The 19,232-nt window shown below is 72.6% G+C and carries 15 protein-coding genes; 5 read left to right on the plus strand and 10 right to left on the minus strand.

Annotation, left to right across the window (positions count from 1 at the left end; translation table 11 throughout):
- Positions 1–4 precede the first annotated feature (4 nt).
- Genes ABTX78_RS10325 through ABTX78_RS10350 form a run of 6 tightly spaced genes read right to left on the minus strand, consistent with a single transcriptional unit; the run spans position 5 to position 10,000 of the window.
- Positions 5–964: a thiopeptide-type bacteriocin biosynthesis protein gene (locus ABTX78_RS10325; RefSeq protein WP_352206375.1), complete on the minus strand. Its 960-nt coding sequence runs from the start codon at positions 962–964 to the stop codon at positions 5–7.
- Between the two features lie 26 nt (positions 965–990).
- A complete protein-coding gene (locus ABTX78_RS10330) occupies positions 991–2,583 on the minus strand; it encodes a hypothetical protein (RefSeq protein ID WP_352206376.1) in 1,593 nt (530 codons plus the stop codon).
- A 56-nt stretch (positions 2,584–2,639) separates the two neighbouring features.
- Complete coding sequence (locus ABTX78_RS10335) at positions 2,640–4,574, minus strand: TOMM precursor leader peptide-binding protein (RefSeq protein ID WP_352206377.1); 1,935 nt, start codon at positions 4,572–4,574, stop codon at positions 2,640–2,642.
- Positions 4,564–6,255: a hypothetical protein gene (locus ABTX78_RS10340; RefSeq protein ID WP_352206378.1), complete on the minus strand. Its 1,692-nt coding sequence runs from the start codon at positions 6,253–6,255 to the stop codon at positions 4,564–4,566. Before ABTX78_RS10340 ends, ABTX78_RS10335 begins: the two co-directional genes overlap by 11 nt.
- Positions 6,252–8,828, minus strand: a complete 2,577-nt coding sequence (locus ABTX78_RS10345; protein ID WP_352206379.1) for a hypothetical protein — start codon at positions 8,826–8,828, stop codon at positions 6,252–6,254. The genes ABTX78_RS10340 and ABTX78_RS10345 overlap by 4 nt, the downstream gene beginning before the upstream one ends.
- Positions 8,825–10,000, minus strand: coding sequence for a hypothetical protein (locus ABTX78_RS10350; RefSeq protein ID WP_352206380.1), 1,176 nt, complete (start codon positions 9,998–10,000; stop codon positions 8,825–8,827). The genes ABTX78_RS10345 and ABTX78_RS10350 overlap by 4 nt, the downstream gene beginning before the upstream one ends.
- 215 nt (positions 10,001–10,215) lie before the next feature.
- Between ABTX78_RS10350 and ABTX78_RS10355 the strand changes: the two genes are divergently transcribed.
- Positions 10,216–10,770: a hypothetical protein gene (locus ABTX78_RS10355; RefSeq protein WP_352206381.1), complete on the plus strand. Its 555-nt coding sequence runs from the start codon at positions 10,216–10,218 to the stop codon at positions 10,768–10,770.
- Between the two features lie 144 nt (positions 10,771–10,914).
- Here the strand turns inward: ABTX78_RS10355 and ABTX78_RS10360 are convergent, their stop codons facing one another.
- From ABTX78_RS10360 to ABTX78_RS10370, 3 genes are all read right to left on the minus strand, one after another.
- Positions 10,915–11,088: a thiazolylpeptide-type bacteriocin gene (locus ABTX78_RS10360; protein WP_352206382.1), complete on the minus strand. Its 174-nt coding sequence runs from the start codon at positions 11,086–11,088 to the stop codon at positions 10,915–10,917.
- 35 nt (positions 11,089–11,123) lie between these two features.
- Positions 11,124–11,300, minus strand: a complete 177-nt coding sequence (locus tag ABTX78_RS10365) for a thiazolylpeptide-type bacteriocin (RefSeq protein WP_313945179.1) — start codon at positions 11,298–11,300, stop codon at positions 11,124–11,126.
- 239 nt (positions 11,301–11,539) lie between these two features.
- A complete protein-coding gene (locus ABTX78_RS10370; RefSeq protein WP_352206383.1) occupies positions 11,540–13,051 on the minus strand; it encodes a SagB/ThcOx family dehydrogenase in 1,512 nt (503 codons plus the stop codon).
- A 262-nt stretch (positions 13,052–13,313) separates the two neighbouring features.
- Here ABTX78_RS10370 and ABTX78_RS10375 point away from each other — a divergent pair, with 262 nt between their 5' ends.
- From ABTX78_RS10375 to ABTX78_RS10390, 4 genes are all read left to right on the plus strand, one after another.
- Positions 13,314–14,777 carry a multicopper oxidase family protein gene (locus tag ABTX78_RS10375; protein ID WP_352206384.1) on the plus strand — a complete coding sequence of 488 codons (1,464 nt, stop codon included), beginning with the start codon at positions 13,314–13,316 and terminating at the stop codon, positions 14,775–14,777.
- 75 nt (positions 14,778–14,852) lie between these two features.
- Positions 14,853–16,607, plus strand: a complete 1,755-nt coding sequence (locus ABTX78_RS10380) for a class I adenylate-forming enzyme family protein (protein ID WP_352206385.1) — start codon at positions 14,853–14,855, stop codon at positions 16,605–16,607.
- Complete coding sequence (locus ABTX78_RS10385) at positions 16,504–17,436, plus strand: 2-amino-3,7-dideoxy-D-threo-hept-6-ulosonate synthase (protein ID WP_313945184.1); 933 nt, start codon at positions 16,504–16,506, stop codon at positions 17,434–17,436. The genes ABTX78_RS10380 and ABTX78_RS10385 overlap by 104 nt, the downstream gene beginning before the upstream one ends.
- Complete coding sequence (locus tag ABTX78_RS10390; protein WP_352206386.1) at positions 17,408–18,517, plus strand: 3-dehydroquinate synthase II family protein; 1,110 nt, start codon at positions 17,408–17,410, stop codon at positions 18,515–18,517. Before ABTX78_RS10385 ends, ABTX78_RS10390 begins: the two co-directional genes overlap by 29 nt.
- Before the next feature lie 95 nt (positions 18,518–18,612).
- Here the strand turns inward: ABTX78_RS10390 and ABTX78_RS10395 are convergent, their stop codons facing one another.
- Entirely contained in the window at positions 18,613–19,218 is a 606-nt protein-coding gene (locus ABTX78_RS10395) for a response regulator transcription factor (protein WP_352206387.1), read from the minus strand.
- Positions 19,219–19,232 lie beyond the last annotated feature (14 nt).

Below are 19,232 nucleotides of genomic sequence, written 5' to 3' on the forward strand. Positions count from 1 at the left end.
GGGGTCAGGCGGTCCGCGTCAGCTCCCCGAGGCCGTGCGCACCCTCGGGGAGGGGAAAGACATGGGCGAGCCAGGCGTACGTGCGCAGTTCGTCCAGCAGGCTCAGACCGAGCCGGTTGTGCAGCATGTGGGCGTGCGAGAAGAGGATCATGCCCGGGTGGGTCGGCGACTTCTCCTCGATCAGGTCCTTCAGGGACACCAGCGCGCTGTGCCAGCCGGCGAAGGGGCCGTGGTCCGCGGCGGCGTCCTTGGCGGAACCGTCCCGGTTGACGGTAATGATCCGATCGAGCAGGTCGTCCGGGTGGCCGGCCTCCGTCGCCCAGGCGCGCCACGCGCCGAGGCCGTGCGCGTAGTAGTACGAGCGCTCCTCCGGACCGCCGAGGGCGCCGGCCGCGGCCATCGTGCCGCGCAGCGCGAGCATCGCGCGGTGTCCGTCGGTGGAGATCCGGGGGACGCACCCGAGGACGAGCTCACTGGCGAGCCGGAAGAGCCGCTCGGTGGCGGGCATCAGGGACGCGCCCCCGTAGCGCTCGGTCTCCGGCTCGTAGACGGCCCGGTGGACGCCCGGCTCCCGCAGCTCCCGCACGAAACGGTTGTCGCCCGTCTCGCCCGCGGCGGCCAGCCGTCCGGCGCCGAGCCGGTAGGCGTCCGCGTCCAGCGGCTCCTCGCCGCCGGTGAGCCGGCCTGCGACCGCCAGCCGCTCGGTGAGGCTCCGCTCGACCCGGTCGTACGTCCGTGGGTCGAGGTCGCCGACCCGCAGCCGGATGTGCGGCCCGGACTGCCAGTACCGCATGAAGAACCAGGGCCGGTCCGGGCCCAGTTCGCGTACCACCGGGCCCACGACCTCGGTCAGTACCCGGTCGTGGGCCGATCGTGCGGTGGTGCCGAGGTGCAGGTGCCACGCGTTCCAGCCCGTGGTCCCGCCGGCCGGGGTGGTGTGCCCGGTCGTCTCTCGCTGCGTCATGTGTCGCTCCTTCGCGCTCCGAGCCGTCAGACTCTGAGGTCGAGCAGCGCGCCACCGGTGTCCTGCGGGACCCCCACGACCGCCGACAGGACGATCGCCTCGTCCTCGTCGAGGCCGATGACGCGTTGCGTGGGTATCTCCTTGAACGCCCTGACGGGGCGTGCGAACAGGCCCGACGCGGCCGCGGACAGGCACAGTCCGTGGACCGCCCAGCCGCAGGCGTGCTGGGCGGAGCCCCAGCCGGCGGGGCCGAGCCGGGCGAACAGTTCCCGGGGCCGGACCGAGAAGAAGACGGTCATCGGGGCGTGCCGGATGCGGCAGCCGTTGACGGGCGAGACCCCGTACCCGTAGTTCTCCTCCAGCGCCGCGGGCGCCGAGGCGTCGGCGCGCACCGGGCGGGCCGTGCCGTCCTCGACGCGGTGGACGCCGTCGTCGTACCCGTCGATGCCCTGCACGACGGCGGTGACCTTCACCGCGTCGAAGGCGGCGGCGAGTTCGGGTCCCGGCGGCGGTACGGCGAGCCAGCTCATGGCGGTCCGCAGGGCCTCGGCGGGGAGCCGGGCGGGCCGGCCGCTCATGCCGTGCAGTCCGCGCGGCATCCGTCCCGAGTGACGGCTCCACAGCAGCTCGGCCCAGTTCGGTGTCCGTCCGGAGGCCGGCAGGCCCGCGGGTACGGCGGTCGTCATCGGCGCGGGTGAACCGCCGTACGTCTGGCTCCGGTTGACCCGCACCAGGTCGGCGAACGCCGGGTCGCCCGCGCCGATGCCACCGGGTACGAGGGCCGGGCCGCCGGCCGTCCGGGGCGCGGGGGCCGCCGGGGTGCCGGTCGCACGAGCCGCGGGAGCCTCGGGGTCGCCGGTCGTACGAGCCGCCGGGGCCGTGTCGCCGAGGTCGAGCACGAGGGGCAGCGACCACTCCCAGGCGCGTTCCGCTCCGAGTTCGCCGATCAGCGCATGCGCGTCGGCGTCCGGCAGCCGCAGCCTGGCGGGCACCCCGAAGAGTTCCAGACCGACGCCCAGCGCCCGCAGCACGATGCCCAGTTCGATGGCGACCAGCGAGCCGCGGAACCACTGGTACGCCGCCGGGATCGCCGTGTAGCGGCCGGTCAGCGCGATCCGCCGGATCTCCCCGGGTTCCGGCGCCCCGGTCAGGGCGTGCAGATCCGGTTCCAGCAGCCGCCAGGGGTCGTCGCCGCCTCCGTCCACGAAGGCGTGCACGGGGAACAGGCAGCGCGGCGAGGCGTAGGTCCGGTGGTCGTTGTACGGGTTCTCGGGCTCACGCCGCTGCGGCCCGAACGCGGTGACCAGGGCCCGGCCGCGCCGTTCTGTGTCGGGCACGGCGAGGGCGGGCGGCCCGCACGGGACCGGGCGGGCGGCCGGGAGCCGGGGGAACGGCATCCGCTCCAGCAGCCCGGCCGTGCCGAGCGGCAGGGTGGTGCGGGCGCCCGCGCCCGTCGGGGGGGCGGGCGCGACATGGGTGTCCGGGGGCGGGGTGGCGTCCCAGGTCCAGGAGGGCGGCTCGGGTTGGTCGTCGCCGGCGCCGTACGCGAACCAGAGCGGTTCGCGCGCGATGCTGTTGTCCCCTTCGGGTCCGGGAAGATCGACGGGCGAGCGCCGCACCGGCGGGGATTCCCCCGCCACCGGACCCCGCCCGGCCGCGACCGTCACCGGCGCCGTCACGGGAACGGGTGGGGGTCGTAGGGAATCGCCCGGTGCTCCTGGCCGGTGCCGCGCAGTGCGGCCTCCAGCCGGGGCAGCCCCGCAAGACGCTGCTGGGCATGGCCGAAGCACATCGGCAGGATGCCGGGCACGACGGCGCGCGCGACCGAGATACCGGCGTCGGCGTGCTCGCGGCTGGTCTGATCGACGAGGACGATCCGGTCGAGACCGGCGTCCGCGAACAGGCTTTGGACGAACTCCAGTGCTCCGCGCACATCGCCGCCGGACGCCTCCGCCAGGCGCCGCGGCCAGTCGGGGAAGGCCTCGTCCAGCGTGACCCGGGCCCCGCCGAGGGCGGCCGTGGCACGGCCGGCGGTCTCGGGCAGCGAGGAGAACCGGACGTGGTCCTCCAACTCCTGCACCAGCCACGGGTCCTCGACCATCGGCTCCACCTGCTCGCGGGTCCAGTCCACCGGGTTGGTGACGAGCTGGGCCACCTCGCGCAGGGCTCCACGGATCGCGGACTGCGGATCGGCGCCGGACCCGGCGGACGAGAACGTCGCCGGGAAGGGGTTCAGCCGGTTCACCGCGAGCACCCAGACCACGGGCAGCGCGATGTCCTGGGTGGCGACGAGCAGATGGACGTCGAAGCCGCGCGCCCTGATCAGTTCGATCATGCCGCGGCTCGTCGGGTCGGTGATCGACGCCTCCGGGATGTACGGCAGGGGCGCCGCCCGGTACCAGGAGGTGAGGAACGCGTCGCGCTCCGCCAGCTCGAACAGCGAGTGCAGCGCGGCCTCTTCGAGGCCAAAGCCGACCGCACAGCCGCTGGAGGACTCGTAGAAGTAGTGCTCGCGCGCCGTCGGACCGACCTCGCGTGCGGCCCGCCGGTCCCGGCGGAACGCGTACTCGTACTGATAGAAGGCGTGGTCGGCGGGGACGAGCAGGGCTCTGCCGTCCGCCAGGTCGTGGCCCCACACCCAGTCCATCGGCGTGTGCTCGTCCGACGGCGTCACCCGCGAGGTGGGGTGCGCGAGCTGCTCGGCCGTGTACTGGCCGAGGGTCGAGGGGTCCACGGCGTGATCGGCGATCTCCGTGTACGCACGGCCCGTGAGGACCGGGATGTCGTACGGGAAACCACCGAGGCGTTCGTACGCCTCCAGGACGGCGACGGGCTCGGTCTCGGCGAAGGTCTGCGCGCGGCCGTGGCCCATGGCCGGGGCGTCGGGCACCACGGCCATGCTCATCGCGAACGGGGCGTGGGACTCGCGCAGGATCGCGCGGACCGGGCCGTAGCGGTCGTCGACGAGCCGGTCGCGCAGCAGCCCGCGCTCCACGAGGCGGCTGTGCGCCGAGCGGGTGGGGTCGCCGGGCGAGGCGGGCCGGGCACGCAACGCGAGCGGCAACGGCACGGCCGTGCCGTCCAGTTCGGCCTCCGTCGGGCCGCACACCGGGCAGTGGAAGCTGCGCGCGATGCGGTGGCGGCGCAGACCGCGCGGCGAGACGGCGTACAGCTCGCCGGGCCCCAGCGGCCGCTGTGCCAGATGCTCCAGGGTCGCCCGGAGCAGTTCGGGCAGCAGCGGCGCGCTCGGGGACGGGGCCGCGGTGGCTTGGGTGAGGTCCCCCACCAGGGGGTGTTCGAGGACGGTGCGGTCGCGCACCTCGGCACAGCCCGCGCAGCCCGCGTCGGTGCCCGGCAGCCACAGCGGGCCGACGAGGACCTCGTCGCCGTGCACCCGGATGGAGAGGTGGGAGCGGCCCCGGGCTGCGGCCTCGTCGAGGCGCTCGCGCTCGAAGGCGAGGTCCCAGCCGCGGTTCACGGCGACCGCGCCGTCGGTGGCCTCGGCCAGGGCGGCGAACGCGGTGTGCCAGGCCTCGTCGTCGTACGGGGGTGAGAGCCCGGGGCCGTACGCCGGTGCGCCGGCCCGGCCCGCGGGGAGGTCAGTTCGCATCCTGGGTCTCCTGCGTGTCCTGGGTCCGCGGTGCCCGTGCGGCTGCCTCCACCGGGCCGTACCAGAGGGGGAGTTCGCCGAGTACGGCATCCGACCGCACGGCCCGGCCGCGCAGGACGAGGCCCGACTCCTCGGCATGGGTGGTGAGTTGCTTGCGCAGGGCGCCGAGGACGTCGGCACCGGCGAACAGCAGCGCGTCGGTCGACACGTCCGCGACCCACCCCTCGCCGTCCCCGGCGGTCTGAAGACGGGCGAGTGCCGTGCACAGCGCGGTACGGGTGGCCTCCTGCGCGCTCGCGCCCCAGCCGAGGCCGAGCACGTCCCCCGCCCCGGCCACGCGGGCGAGCCGCCAGTCGAGGCCGGGGAGGTGCAGGAGTTCCAGGGTGGGCGCGTCGGGCAGCAGCGGGCGCACCGCGCCGAGGATCCGGGCGGCCTCCGGGTCGAGGTGGTCCGGCGTGACGTCCGCCAGGGGCGCGGCCGACGGCGTGAGTTCGCGCAGGGCGCCGTCCAGGAGCCAGTGCTGCTCGGTGAGACCGGCGGCGGGTGTGCCGCCCTCGGGCGACCTGGCCCGCAGGGCCTGGAGGGCGGCGGCGATCGTCGCCGTCTCCTGGTGTCCGGCCCAGCCGACGACGGCGCCGGTACGGTCCGCGCGCGGCTCCGCCGGGCGCAGGGCGAGCGGCATCTGCGGCAGGTCCTCACCGGCTCCGGAGGCGAACAGCCCGGTCCAGCGGCGGGTGAGGGCGCCGGCGGCGGCCAGCGCGTCCTCGGGCTCGGGCATCGGCTCCGCGGGGGCGTCTTCGAGGGAGCTCGGCCGGCCGGTCGCGGCCGCCATGTGAGCTCCCTCGACGGTGACCCGGTCCGCGACCAGGGCCGTCCCGTGCACGACATGGGCCTCGCCCATGTCCGCCGTGCCCGTCAGGGCGTCGAAGACGAGTTGGCCGGCGAGTGCGCCGGCGAGGGCGTCGGCGACCGGGCGGGCCGCCGGCTCCGTGTTCTGCGCGGCCGCCCAGCCGAGTGCGCGGTCCCGGAAGGCCTGCCAGGTGCGGCCGCCGTCCGGGCCCGTCACGGCGGGCCCGACGACGGTGACGCGCTCGCCGAGCAGCACGGGGATCACCGGGACGCCGTCGGGAATGCCGGCCGGGAGGGCGGCAGCGCTGCCCGCCCCGCAGACGACGACGGCGTCCACGGTCTCCGTCGAACCGCCGTAGGCGGCCGGGGAGTCGGCGACCGTCACCTGCCCGGCGCCGGCCCGGCGCAGGCCGCGCGCCGCGGGCCCGGTCGCCGTGGCCGGCCCGGTCAGCAGCACGGTCGCGGCACGCAGCCGGGCGAACGCGGCGTACGGGTCGTCGAGCAGGGTCTCCAGTCGGGCGATCGCCTCGGGGTGACGGGAGCGCTCAGCCGTGTCCGGCGGCGGAACGGTGAACGCGGACGGGTCCAGCAGCATGCGGTTGGCCCGCAGCCGGTCCACGAGGTGGCGGACGGCGGGCCGGGCGCGCTCGGTGCCGATCGCCGTGACGAGCTCGTCCTCGGTGGCGCCCGGTTCCAGGAGGGGTACGCACCCCTCCGCGACGGCGAACAGCAGCTCCGAGCCGCGCAGCACGAACTGCCCGTGCGTACCGCTGAAGTACACCCCGCCGGGCACCGGCGCGAAGTGCAGGTCCGGGCGTGCGACGAGCCTCATGACCGCTCCCCCGTGTCGTAGGTGAAGCTGCCGCCGGGCTCGCGGCCGACCTCGACCACCCATTCGGTGGCGTGGGTGCCGTCCACGACGGCCGGCAGCGCCTCCTCCAGGTAGCTCCCGCCGGTGTCCGCGCCGCGGCGGTCCAGCATCCGCGGCAGCACCCGCGCGCTCAGGGCGCTGGTGAGGTCCACGTACTGCGGCTTCTGCTGGAGCCGCTTGGACTGGACGTCGGGTGCGCCGACCGAGAGGGGGCCCTCGTCCTCGGGGGCGGTCTTGATGACGACCTCCTCGGGGACACCGTGCCGGGCCCGCCAGGCGTTCAGCGCGAGCAGCCGGTCCAGTTCGTCGGGGCCGGCGGCGACGGCGGTGGCCAGCTCCTCGCCGCCGTACCAGCGGCGCCGGCCGATCAGGACCTCGCCGACCGCCATCCGGGGTGCCGTCCTGGTGGTGCCGCGGTCCCAAGGGGTGGCGGCGTGCCAGCTGTTGGGCAGGGCGTTGAAGAGACGGCCGCTGATGACCAGGCCGGAGGCGACGGACAGCGGCGGCGGGAAGAGGCCGGGGTGGCCGGTGCCCAGCGGCAGGACCCGCAGGGGCCGGCCGTCCTCGTCCTCGACCCTGAGGGTGTCGGTGTCCGGGTCGTGCGCGAGGCGCAGTCCGAACCAGTCCTCGGGCCGGAGCCCGCCGGGCAGGATCGGCGTGTGCGCGTTGACGTTGAGCCGGTGCAGTCCGAGGTCCTCGGTGACGCGGTGGCCGTCCGAGCCGTAGGCGCGCTGCAGATGCTCGGCGAGGAGCGGCAGGGCGCGGCCGCCGAGCCGCCGGTCGGCCTCCAGGAAGCGGGCGTAGAGCATGCCGTGGCCCGGCAGTCCGTCGTTGAGGATCAGCTGCTCGCCGGCCTGCTGGAGCAGGACGCCGTAGATGAGGCGGTCCTGGCGGAACCGGTCGGGCAGGGCCGCCGTGAGCTCCCGGACGTCCTCGGCCGTCAGCCGGAGGGTGTCCTCGCCGGCGTCGACGGTCTTGGACAGACGGGTGTGGACGGCCTCGGTCAGCTCGCGGCGCAGCAGGTACATGCGCTCCAGGGAGCCGTCGGCAGGGCCGATGCCGTCGAGGGCGGCGATGTCGCCGGTGCCGTCGGGGCCGTAGGCGGCGGCCATGGCGGCGGCGCGGCGGGAGACCTCGCCGACGACGAACGGCGCGTTGGCGGCGAGCGGCACATTGGCACCGGCGCCGAACCGCTCGACGAACGCGGCGGTCATCAGGACGCGTACGTCGTGCAGCCAGTCGAAGACGGTGAGCAGCTCGACGGCCGGTCCGAGGTCGGCCAGGGGGCGGTGCCACCGCTCGGTCGCCACCGTCAGCGGCGGCATGACGTAGTCCTCCTCGACCGTGATCTGGGCGGGCCGCCCGGCGAGGTGGCTCAGTTTGCCGAGACTGCCGCGCAACTCATCGAGCACGGCGCCGCGTTCGGACGCCGGCGCGGCGGCCAGCGCGGGCAGGCCCGCCCGGACGGCCGCGGTCAGGTCGCCCGCGCGCGGATCGTCCGGCGTCAGGAGGTCATCGTAGTCGGCGGAGCCGTCCTCGGCCTCGTGGAAGCTGCACAGCACGCCCTGCCCGAGGGCGTGGCGTACACGCCGCTCGGCGTCCTCGGCGGAGCAGCCCGCGCGGTCGGCGACATGCGCCACGACGGACGGGTAGGGCCGTGGTCCCATGGACACCGCGTCGAGCAGATCGCCGACGGGCCCGTCCAGGGGCACCGCGAGACGGCGCATGCCCGTCTCGCCGAGCTTGAGGAAGAAGAGCTTGCCGGCCGCCTCGTCGGGGGCGGAGGTGGGCGGCAACCCGATCCACAGATCGGCGAGTTCCGCGTCACCGGGGTCGGGCAGCCCGCCCAGGACGTAGCCGAGCATGACGCGGTCCAGGCCGGGGAAGGCCGTCGCGCCCTCGAACGGCACGTCGCCCGGGTCGACGCCGTCCGGGCCCGGCTCGGCGATGCCGACGGCCGTGAACCGGGACAGCGGGCTGGTGCGCACCATGGCCCGGGTGACGTACTGGATGAGCCCGCGCTCGGACTTGCGGGTGCGGGCGGTGACCTTGCCGGGGCCGAGGACGGCGGCGCGGTAGCGCACCGCCTCCTGGTGGACCTCGGGTGCGATCAGCGCCAGTGAGCGCAGCAGATCGTCGTCGCCCAACAGCGCGGCGAGGCACCCGCGTTCGCGGTCGGCCGCCACCGCGTACCCGGCCGATATCTCGGCGCGCAGCCGCTCCCGGCCGTCCCGGGTCTCGAGCCACCGGGTCACCGCGGGGGTGGCGGGGTCGGGCGCCTTCTTCGGGGCTCGGCCGTTGTGGATGGAGCGGCGCAGTGCGATGAGATCGCGGCGCTCGGTGTCGTCGGTGGCGGCGGCGATGCGGTGGTAGAGCTCCTCGGAGCACTCCTCGGCGGCGGCCGTCAGCGTCTCCTCGACGGTGGCGAGTTCGTCGAGGAGACGGCGCTGTGCCGGATCGCTCAGCCGGCTGCGGCGCAGCGGATTGACGCGCAGGAACCACAGGGGTTCGCGGGCGGATGCGGTCGTGGTCATCGCGGGGCTCCCGTGGTGTCGGCTGTCGTGGCGGCGGTCATCCGGTCCCGCTGGGCGTTCAGCCGGTCCTGCCAGGACACGCCGAGGACCTCGTCGACCGTTTCGGCGATCGCGAAGCACATGTAGTAGCGCTGCATGGGAGAGACGGTCAGCAGCGGCAGTTGCTCGTAGAAGAGGTTCGTCAGCAGCCGGAAGGCGGCGAACCACCGTGAGGGGCTGGCCACCACCCCCGACGCTCCGACGGCCCGGTGGAAGTCGGTGTCGGGCTGGTCGCCCTGTGGCACGGTGCGGGTCGCTCCGGGCGGGCCCATCTCGCTGCGGTCGACGCCGTCGGTGACGGAGTCGAGCAGGTCGAGGGTGAGGGTGCCGGAGGCGACCGCGCTCTCCAGGGTTCCTGAGCTGTAGGCGAAGGCGGTGCGCCACTCGGCCGCGGCCGGCGACACCTCGCCGCTCAGGCGCTGTTCGACCACGGCGCGCAGCCGGGCGGCGTCCCGGGTGAGCCGCTCCCGGAACAGCGGCCGAACGTCCTTGGTCGGGGCCGCCCATGCGAGGAACGCCTCCACGTGCGAGCGCGGCGAGAACACTCCGTGGGCGGGGCCGAGGAGATGGGTGTCGGCGAGCGCGGCGAACGCCTCGGCCAGGCGCACGGTCGCGGTGGCCGGCTCCGCCGTGATCCCCTCGATCGTGCGCAGCAGCGGCTTGGTGAGGGCGCCGAGGACCACGGTGCGGAAGCGGTCGAGCCGCGGTTCGCGCGAGGCGGTGTCGGCGGGCCCGAGGTGGGCGACGGCGCCGTGCTCGCGCAGCGGAAGGTACGGGGGCTGGACGGCTTCGAGGCGCCCGAACTCCCGTGCCTGCCCCAGGTATGCCTCCTCGGTGAGCGCCCGGGGCGGGTCGAGCGGTCCCGCGTCGAGCGCGGCCGCCGTCGCCTCCCAGTCGGCGCCGCCGGGCATGCCCGGGACGTTCAGGGCGAGGATGTCGACGTGCGGACCGTGCAGCCAGCCGCGGCGCAGCTGGACGGCGGGTGCTCCCTGCTCACTCAGGGCGCGGGCGACCGGCACGATGCGCTGGGTCAGCCACGCCGGTGTCACCGGCATCCGGGTGTGGAGCCGTACTCCCGTCAGGCCGGCGGAGTCCGGCTTCACGGCAGTGCGCTCCGGCGCTTCAATCCCCATGCTTTCGCACCTTCCGAGAAATCGAAAACAAACGTCTGACAGGAATCTTCCGGCGATTCGTCCGGCCCGAGAAGTGAATACGGAGTGGCCGCTTACATACGTCACGGTTTCCGTGACACCGGTACGGGGCGCGGCGTGGGAGCTGCCGATTGCACCCTCTGGGCGGTTGGCCGAAACCCGTCAGAATGAACGGAATGGCGTTGTACTCTCGCGCAATGACTACGGAGCCGGAGTGCCAGACACTCACGCAGAATCTGCGCCGCCGAGGAGCGATCGTTCTGGCGGTTTTCGCCCTTGTTTGGGCATTCGCCGGCGGGTCGGGGATAGAGGCGGTGCCGGTGTCGGTCGCCGTCGGCGTGGTGGGCGCCGCGCTGAGCGTCGCGGGTGTGGTGCTGGCCTTCCGCGGGGCCGCGGGACCGGCGGTCCGCAGCGTGCGTCTGCCGGAGAAGTGGAACCGCGGTGTGGGCATCGTCAACGCGGCCGAGGTGGTGGCCGTCTTCGCGGTGATCGCCGCGTCGAACGCGACCGGCCGACCGGAGCTGATCCCGCCGGGCATCTGCCTCGTCGTGGGGCTGCACTTCTTCCCGCTCGCGCGCCTCTTCGACCAGTGGCAGTACACCTGGACCGCCGTCGCGCTGAGCGTCGTCGCGGTGGTGGGGTTCGTGGCGATCGCGGCCGGCACGACCGGTGAGACGGCGCGCGTCGTGGTCGGTCTGGGGGCCGCGGTGGTGCTGTGGCTCTCGTCGTTCCATGTCGCGGTGCGGGGCTGAACCGCCGGGATACGGAACGTGGTCCGCGACCGGGGGCCGCGCCGGACCGGGGACGGGACCTGTGGGCCGGCACCCGTCCGGACACAAGGATGTACCCATCCAACCGGCCGGCTGGATGGGCGCATCCTTTGGTGCAACTTCCGATCAGCAACCCGAGCAGGTCGACGACGAGGACGAGGTCCCGATCGAGCCCGTCGAAGCGCCCATCTCGGGAAGTGCGACGCCTTGCGCGACTTCGAGGGTCTCGAGTTCTTCGACGTCGAAACTCTCGAATGCCGCCGCCACGTCTTCCCCGTACTCCCAGTCGTTCCCGCTCATTCCAGGTTCCTTCCGGTGATCCGCGAAGCGGGTGCTCAGCAGGCGGAGCAGGTGGAGGACGAGGACGACGAGGTGCCGATCGAACCGCTGGAGGCGCCCATCTCCGGGAGAGCCACACCCTGCTCGACCTCAAGGGTCTCCAGCTCGTCCGCGTCGAAGCCCTCGAACGCCTTGGCCGCGTCGTCGCCGTTCTTGATGTCGTTGATGCTCATTGTGAATTCCCTTCCGGATTCTTTTGCCGCCGTTTTCGGCTGCTGAATCAATAATGCGCTCGGCGCCCATCCGTGGCTAGTGTTCCCGACTCCGTCCTGACATTTATCACGGCGAATACGACGGCTGTCATGCCGAAACAACCGCCCGCCGAATACAAGAACGCCGCTTTCCCTCCCGCACGGGGAGGAAAAGCGGCGCTTCGGCGCAGGTCGGGGCCGGGGCGAGCCGTTCCCATCGCCTACGATTCGGCCGGGAGCGACCACTCCGGACTGTTGAGCAGCCGCCAGCCCTCCTCCGGCTCGCCGGCCACCGAGTCGCCGGGACTGCGGCTGCCGAGCAGGAAGTCGCCCACGGAGGACTCCCGCAGATAGTCCAGGCCGAGCACCCGCGCCGACATGTCGGCGTCGCCGTTGCCGAGCCCGCACGGCGCGAGGCCGAGCGCCGTCGCCACCAGATACATCGTCTGGTAGAGCACACCGGTGTGCCGCAGCGTCGTCGCGTAGGCGATGGCGCGGTACTTCCACGACATGCGCTGGAAGCGTGCCGTCACGGTGACGAGCACGTCGGGACGCGTCTCCATACCGGTGGCGCGCGACGCCACGTGGAACAGCGACTCGCGGTCCACGGCATCGCTGTTGACGAGGACGAGCCGGTGGCCGACGGGATCGTAGTAGTAGATGCCGGCCTCCAGGCCCGCGCAGCGCCGCACCGTCACATACAGCTCCAGCTCGTATCCCTGTCCGCCGCTGGGGTAGGGCCGGGAGACGACCTCGTCGCGGTCGCTGCCCGCGCCGGGCGTGAAGTGGGCGCGGACCCGGGCGACGCGGTAGAGGAACTCGCCGAGCTCCGTGGCCGTCAGCTCCCGTTCGCCGTAGGAGCGGATGGAGCGCCGCGTCTCCAGCGCGGTGGTGAGCAGCGGGTCGCGGCTCTCGATCTCCTCCAGCGTCGGCCGGTACAGCTTGGTCACCGGGCCGTCCGGGACGGGCTTCACCGCAGGCTGCGGCTCGATCTCCCCGCGGTAGGGGTAGACCGCGCCGAACAGCTCGTCATAGCGCCCGGAGCGGATACGGGAGTGGAAGAGCAGGTCGTGGAAGTCCCACTGGCGCAGCGTCGGGTCGCTGTCGGAGAAGAACACCCCGTCGCCGTCCGCCTGTTCGACGAAGCCGGCGCCCGCCAGACGGCCGAGCACGTCCAGCACCTCGTCACCACCCAGGGCGACGCTCTGCGCGAGACGCGCCACGGTGGCCGGAGCCCCGAGCTCGGCCACCAGGTCGCGCGCGGCGCCGTCCACCAGGACGGCGCGGTACTTCACCAGAGGTGACTCCAGTACCAGGGCCCCGCCACGGGAACGGCAGAACGCGAACCGGGAGAGCCGCACGGTCGCATCGGGCCCGAGCGGTGCGAACCGGTGCTCGCCGTCGCGTGCGACGGCTTCCAGACGGACGAGTTCACGCCGCTTCGGGCCCTCGTCCCGGCTGAGGACGCTGTGCGCCAGAAGATGGCCCGCCCGGTCCAGAAACCGCTGCACCTGGACCTGTTCGGCGGGCAGCAGCCCGTCGAAGAGTTCGTCCAGCGGGGCCGGGCCCTCGGTGAGCCGGACCAGAGCGGTGCGGATGCCGCCGCGCACCGGGCGCAGCGTGAGGGAGGTGACCGGGCTGGTCAGCGTCGCCGACTCGCCTTCGAACGCGACCCGTACGTCCTCGCGGAAGACCGGTGCGGTACGGGGCGGTGGAGCTTTCTCTGTCGTCATGCGGAACTCCGGGGTGCGCAGGGAACAGACGTCGGAAAACACTCTGATGCCGAACCGGAGTTGTGGTGACGGCCGGCGGAAAACCGGTGACAGAGACCATGTCCGGCCATGACAACCGTCACGCGGAAAGGCCCGTTCCGCTGAGGTGATCGAGGTCATGAATGACGTGACAGATGACAGCAGCAGAACCCCTTCGCTCGGACATTCACCGGTTCCGCCGCATGCTCGTAGCACGAATTCACCTCGCCACTAAGGAAATGTCGTGCTCACTCGTCGTCATGCAATACGACTCGGTCTCACCACGGGTGCCGTCGGCGCGGTCGGCGCGGCCGGCGGGGTGTTCCGGACCCTCACCACCCCGAGCGGCACCGCGAAGGCGGCAACGGCGGCCGGCGCCCCGGCCGTTACCCCCTTCGCGGTGCCGCTCCCCCTTCCCAAGGTGCTGGCGCCCTATCTGCGCACGAGGACCACCGACTTCTACGCGGTCACCATGGGCCGCACCAGCCACGAGATCCTGCCCGGGCGGCGTACGGACGTCCTCACCTACAACGGCTCGTTCCCCGGGCCCACCATCAGGGCCCGTTCCGGACGCACGGCGGTGGTCAAGCAGATCAACGCCCTGGAGATGCCCACCTCCGTCCATCTGCACGGCGGCAACAACCCGGTCGCGCACGACGGCGGCATGATGGACACGATCGCCCCCGGGCGCAGCAGGACGTACGTCTACGCCAACAAGCAGCCCGGCGCGACCCTGTGGACCCACGACCACGCCCACCACATGGAGTCCGAGCACGTCTACCGCGGGCTGTCCGGCCTCTATCTGCTCGGTGACGCGGCCGAGGACCGCCTCGGGCTGCCGTCCGGTGCGTACGAGGTGCCGCTGATCCTGCGGGACGCGCAGTTCGACGACGCGGGCGCGATGGTCTACACGATGGACGACGCGTTCAACCGCACCACGATCATGGTGAACGGCCGGCCCTGGCCGTACATGAAGGTCCAGGGACGCAAGTACCGCTTCCGGATGCTCAACTCCTCCAACCTGCGCATCTTCGTCCTGCGGCTGTCCGACGGCAGCCGGATGACCCAGATCGGCTCCGACGGCGGACTGCTGCCGGCGCCCGCACCCGCCCCGGTGCTCGTCCTGTCCCCCGGTGAACGCGCCGACTACGTCGTCGACTTCGCGCAGTACACCCCCGGCACCCAGCTGGTCCTGGAGAACCTGATCGGACCCGGCCCGGTCGAGCAGGTCGGCAAGGTGATGCGCTTCGACGTGGGCGAGAAGGTGGCCGACCCCAGCCGCGTCCCCGACGTCCTCACCACCCTGCCGGCCCTGGCGAAGCCGGCCGTGGAGCGCACCTTCGAGCTCCAGATGGACGAGCCGGAGACCGGCGGCCACCAGGCGTACATCAACGGGAAGACGTTCGACGCGAATCGCATCGACACCGAGATCAGGTGGGGCACCACGGAACTGTGGACCGTCACCAACAAGAGCGCGACCATTCCGCACAACTTCCATACGCATCTGGTGCAGTTCCGCATTCTCGAACGCGACGGACAGCCGGTCCATCCCGCAGAGGCCGGGTGGAAGGACACGGTGCTGCTCTTCCCCGGCCAGACGGCGAAACTCCAGCTCACCTTCGATTCGCACCGCGGGGTCTTTCCCTATCACTGCCACATGATCGACCACAGCGCCATGGGAATGATGGCGCAAATGAAGATCACGTGACCGGCCCCGCATTTCCGGTCCCGTCCGACTTCCCCATCCGACCCGTGATGTAACGACTTTGAAGATTGGAGGGTCATGGCCACCCGAGACAGCACCTATGCGCGGCGGATTCTGGACGCACTGGAACGGGATCCGGCCCGTGCCGTCGTGCACGGGCCGGGCACCACCGTCGCGGCGGGTGAACTGGGCGACTCCGTCCTCGGCACGACCGCCGTACTGCACGCCCGCGGCATCGGACACGGCGACGCGGTGGGCGTGCTCACCGGACCGAACCATCCCCTGATGCTCAGCGCCCGCTACGCCGTCCACCTCCTGGGGGCCACGTCCGTCTACATCCGGTCGATGAACCCGAGGACCGACACCGAGACGTTCTCCCTGGCCACCCAGACCGAACTGCTCCGGGACATCGGTGCGTTCCTGCTCCTGGTGGACGAGGAGAGCGCCCAGCGCGGGCGGTGGCTGGCCAGACGGCTGCCCGGACTGACCGTGCTGCCGATCCCCCGGGAGGCGCCGGCGCGCGCCGCCCTGCCCACGCACTTCCCACCCGTACGGCCGGAGGCGCTCGCCTCCGTCGAGTTCACCAGCGGCAGCACGGGCCGCCCCAAAATGGTCGCCCAGCGCTACGGCACCCGTGAGGACCTCGTCGACCGCCTCGCCCATGGCCTCGATCCCCGGGGACCCGCGACGCTGTTGTCCGTCACGCCCATCAGCCACACCACCGCGCCGATGGCCGACGCGGTGCTCTCCACGGGCGGCACGGTGGTCCTGCACGACGGCTTCGAGACCGAGGCCGTGCTGCGCGCCTTCACCGAACACCGGGTCACCGACGTCTATCTCGCGGTGCCGCACCTCTACCGGCTGCTCGACCACCCGGGCATCACCACGGCCGACCTCACCTCGCTCCGCCGCGTCACCTACAGCGGCACCCCCGCGGCCCCGGCCCGGGTCGCGCGGGCGGTCGAGATCTTCGGCGATGTGCTGATCCAGGTCTACGGCTCCACCGAGGCAGGCGGCATCACCTGTCTGACCCCGCTGGACCACCGCGAACCCGAGTTGCTCGGCACCGTCGGCCGGCCCTTCCCGTGGGTGGCGCTGGAGATCCGGGTGGCCGGCAGTCCCGTGCCGGCCGAACGCGGGCAGACCGGCGAGATCTGGGTGAAGTCGCCCACGGTGACGGCCGGTTACCTCGACGACGAGGAACTCACCGGCGCCACCCTCAAGGACGGCTGGCTGCGCACCGGCGACCTCGGGCACTGGGACCGGTACGGCTATCTGCGTCTCGACGGCCGCGTCGGCGACGTCATCAAGCACGGCGGTCTCAAGCTCGACCCGGCGGCGATCGAGGGCGCCCTGCTGCGGCACCCGCAGGTCCGCCAGGCCACTGTCTTCGGGGTCCGCGACAGCGACCTCGTCGAGCAGGTGCACGCCGCCGTCGAGCTGCGCAACGGCGCTCCGCGCACCTCCTGCGACCTCCGGGGATTCGTGGCCGCGACGCTGACTCCGGAACACACCCCCGTCCGGATCTCGGTGTGGCCCCAGCTTCCGCTCACCCCCTCGGGCAAACCCGACCGCGCCTATCTGCGCGCCATGACCACCCCGGCCCACGACACCCGGACGCCTCCCCGCGCCCGGTCCGACCACGGAGGTGCACCACGACGGAACGAGCAGCCGACCTCAGGAACCCCGCCCACGATCACGCCCACCCGCGAACAAGAAAGGGCGCTTCATGACCACATTCGGCCATTTCGCCCGGTCACTGCGGCTGCGACGGCTCTATCGCCACAGCACGGCCGGCCTGATGATCACTCCTCTCGACCACTCGATCCATGACGGCCCGGTCGTGCCGAAGGGCACCACCCTCGACCAGCTCGCCGGCCGGCTCGCGGCCGGCGGTTCGGACGCCGTCGTCGTGCACAAGGGCAGTGTGCGGCACATCAGTCCGGAGCGGTTCGCCGCGATGTCGCTGATCATCCACCTCAACGCGAGCACCAGTCAGGCACTCGACCCCACCGCGAAGTACATCGTGGCCGGGGTCGAGGAGGCGCTGCGGCTCGGCGCGGACGCGGTCAGCGTCCACGTCAACCTCGGCTCCGACGACGAGCGCCAGCAGATCGGCGATCTCGGGCGGATAGCGGACGCCTGCGACCGCTGGAACCTGCCGCTGCTGGCCATGGTGTACCCGCGCGGCCCCCGCATCACCGACCCCCGGGACCCGGCGACCGTCGCGCACGCCGTGACCATCGCCGCCGACCTGGGGGCCGACCTCGTCAAGACCGTCTTCCTCGGGTCGACGGCGGAGATGCTCGACCTCACCGCCGCCTGCCCGGTACCGGTTCTCGTCGCGGGCGGCCCCGCCCTCGCACGGGAGGAGGACGTCCTCGCGTATGTCCGGGACGCTCTCGCCGGCGGCGCGGGCGGGGTGGCGATGGGCCGCAACATCTTCCAGGCGCCCGACCCGCGCCGGCTGGCCGCCAAGGTCGCCCGGCTCGTCCATCACTTCCCCGAACAGCACTTCCACCCGGGTCCGTTCGTGGCCGGGCAGCTCGACGACGAGCGGCTCGCCGACGAACGGCTGACCCCGGACCACCTCGACGACACCGAGATCCACCACACGACAGGAGGGCCCCACCATGACGGACGCCAAACTGTGCTGGCTTGACATCCGCAACGCCGGCACCGCCACCGCGGCAGTACTCGAAGAAGCCCTGCACCAGCGCATCGACGGCGTCGTCGCCGCCGACCCGGCCGCCTTCGCCGGCCTGCCGCCGACGGTCCGCAAGATCCTGCTCTTCGAGGACGGCGTGGTCCCGGACGACCTCAGCGGCGCCGACCTCGTGGTCGTCCCCGGCGGCCGGGACGCCCGCGCCGGGCTCGCCGCCGCCCACCCGGACGTCGAGTTCGGCCGGTACGTCGAGATCGTGGACGCGGACACCCTGGAGGACGCCTGCCTCGCGGCCCGCCTGGAGAACTGGAGCGTCCTCAACTTCCGCGACCCCACGAAGATCCCGCTGGAGATCGTCATCGCGGCCGCCACCGGTGCCCCGGGCTCGATCGTCACCACGGCGTCCAACAGCGAGGAGGCCGAGATCATCTTCGGCGTCCTCGAACTCGGCTCCGACGGCGTCCTGATGCAGGGCCTCACCGTCGGCGACGCGACCGCGCTGCGCACGGCGGCCACCTCGCGGACCGGCGAGATCCCGCTCGTGGAGCTGAAGGTCACCGCGGCCAGTCACATCGGCATGGGAGAGCGCGCCTGCGTCGACACCACGACGTACTTCCGCAAGGACGAGGGCATCCTCGTCGGGTCGCACTCCAAGGGCATGGTGCTGTGCGTCAGCGAAACCCATCCGCTGCCGTACATGCCCACGCGCCCGTTCCGGGTCAACGCCGGTGCCCTGCACTCGTACACCGTCTCGCAGAACGGCCGGACCCACTATCTGAGCGAACTCCACGCCGGCAGCACCGTGCTGGCCGTGGACGTCAAAGGCCGCACCCGTCCCGTGAGCGTCGGCCGGGTCAAGATAGAGACCCGTCCCCTCATCTCGATCGACGCGGTCGCGCCCAACGGCCAGGCCGTCAACCTGATCCTCCAGGACGACTGGCACGTGCGGGTCCTCGGCCCCGGCGCCGCGGTCCTCAACAGCACCGAACTGAAGCCGGGCGACACGATCCTCGGTCACCTTCCGACGGCCGACCGCCATGTCGGCTACCCGATCAACGAGTTCTGCCTGGAGCAGTAGCAGCAGTCCGTGCAGACGGACGAACAGTTCCCGGACGCCCCGCCCCGGCACGCCTGGTGCCGGGGCCGGCGCGTGTCCGGACCTCCTCCGCCGCCTCACAGCCACCCCTGCTCCACCGCGATGCGGGCGGCGTCGAAGCGGTTGCGCCCGCCGAGCTTCTTGATGGCCGCCGACGTCAGATTGCGTACCGTCCCCGAGGCCAGATAGAGCTCCCCCGCTATCTCCTTGACCGTGGCTCCGCCCGCCGTCAGCCGCAGCACGTCCAACTCGCGGATGCTGAGGGAGGTGTCGCCCGTGACCGGCGGCCGGATGAGGGCCGGGTCGACGGTCAGACAGCCGCCCGCGACGCCCATCAGCGTGGTGATCAGCTGCGGCAGCCGGCCGTTCTTCGGCACGATGCCGAGGGCGCCCGCCGCCACCGCGCGGTCCACCACGGCCGGAGTCGCCGTGCCGACCATCAACGCGACTCCGCAGCCCGGGTGGTGGGAGCGGACGTCGGTCGCGATCCGCAGCGCCTTGCCGCCCATGGTGCTCTCACCGAGCAGGAGAACGGTCGGCCTGCACCGTTCGACGGTGGGCAGTACGGCCTCGAAGGTGGTCGCGAGACCCACCACCTCCAGACCGTCCGTTCCGTTGAGTGTCTCGGCGAACGCTTCCAGCACGAGCTGGTGATCACCGGCGACGACGACGCGTATCGACATGCTGTGCCCCCACA

The organism is Streptomyces sp. NPDC096193 (genome assembly GCF_040302905.1).
GTDB lineage: Bacteria > Actinomycetota > Actinomycetes > Streptomycetales > Streptomycetaceae > Streptomyces.

Coding starts and splice junctions, on each gene's coding strand:
- ABTX78_RS10325 (WP_352206375.1), bottom strand. CDS start 964: ATGACGCAGCGAGAGACGACCGGGCACACCACCCCGGCCGGCGGGACC.
- ABTX78_RS10335 (WP_352206377.1), bottom strand. CDS start 4,574: ATGCGAACTGACCTCCCCGCGGGCCGGGCCGGCGCACCGGCGTACGGC.
- ABTX78_RS10340 (WP_352206378.1), bottom strand. CDS start 6,255: ATGAGGCTCGTCGCACGCCCGGACCTGCACTTCGCGCCGGTGCCCGGC.
- ABTX78_RS10345 (WP_352206379.1), bottom strand. CDS start 8,828: ATGACCACGACCGCATCCGCCCGCGAACCCCTGTGGTTCCTGCGCGTC.
- ABTX78_RS10350 (WP_352206380.1), bottom strand. CDS start 10,000: ATGGGGATTGAAGCGCCGGAGCGCACTGCCGTGAAGCCGGACTCCGCC.
- ABTX78_RS10355 (WP_352206381.1), top strand. CDS start 10,216: ATGACTACGGAGCCGGAGTGCCAGACACTCACGCAGAATCTGCGCCGC.
- ABTX78_RS10360 (WP_352206382.1), bottom strand. CDS start 11,088: ATGAGCGGGAACGACTGGGAGTACGGGGAAGACGTGGCGGCGGCATTC.
- ABTX78_RS10365 (WP_313945179.1), bottom strand. CDS start 11,300: ATGAGCATCAACGACATCAAGAACGGCGACGACGCGGCCAAGGCGTTC.
- ABTX78_RS10370 (WP_352206383.1), bottom strand. CDS start 13,051: ATGACGACAGAGAAAGCTCCACCGCCCCGTACCGCACCGGTCTTCCGC.
- ABTX78_RS10380 (WP_352206385.1), top strand. CDS start 14,853: ATGGCCACCCGAGACAGCACCTATGCGCGGCGGATTCTGGACGCACTG.
- ABTX78_RS10385 (WP_313945184.1), top strand. CDS start 16,504: ATGACCACATTCGGCCATTTCGCCCGGTCACTGCGGCTGCGACGGCTC.
- ABTX78_RS10390 (WP_352206386.1), top strand. CDS start 17,408: ATGACGGACGCCAAACTGTGCTGGCTTGACATCCGCAACGCCGGCACC.
- ABTX78_RS10395 (WP_352206387.1), bottom strand. CDS start 19,218: ATGTCGATACGCGTCGTCGTCGCCGGTGATCACCAGCTCGTGCTGGAA.